The organism is Bacillus sp. SIMBA_008 (genome assembly GCF_046535495.1).
In the GTDB taxonomy this organism is placed as follows: Bacteria; Bacillota; Bacilli; order Bacillales; family Bacillaceae; genus Bacillus; species Bacillus subtilis.
Map to the genome: position 1 here is coordinate 1 of NZ_JAWRWL010000127.1, position 356 is coordinate 356.

Below are 356 nucleotides of genomic sequence, written 5' to 3' on the forward strand. Positions count from 1 at the left end.
TATACAACAATCATTACATGACCGTCAGCCAGTTGTAAGAGTGATGCCGAACACATCCAGCATGATCGGCGAATCGGCAACAGCTGCGGCTTTCGGAGACCATGTCTCTTACGGTTCAGCAAAAACCGCGGTATCTCTTTTGGAATGCCTCGGGGAAGTGTACGTGATCAAGGAAGATCAGATGGACATTTTCACCGGCATCGCAGGCAGCGGACCGGCGTACTTCTATTATTTAATGGAGTTTATTGAAAAAGCAGGTGAAGAAGCCGGCTTAGACAAACGGCTGTCCCGCAAAATCGGCGCGCAAACGTTATTGGGCGCTGCAAAAATGCTGATGGAAACGGGTGAAAAACCGG

Annotated in this window: 1 protein-coding gene; it reads left to right on the forward strand. The window is 49.4% G+C overall.

What is annotated here, in order from left to right; all coding sequences use genetic code 11:
• A partial coding sequence (locus tag SB658_RS22465) for a pyrroline-5-carboxylate reductase dimerization domain-containing protein (protein ID WP_410602431.1) occupies positions 1-356 on the forward strand: 356 nt, incomplete at both ends.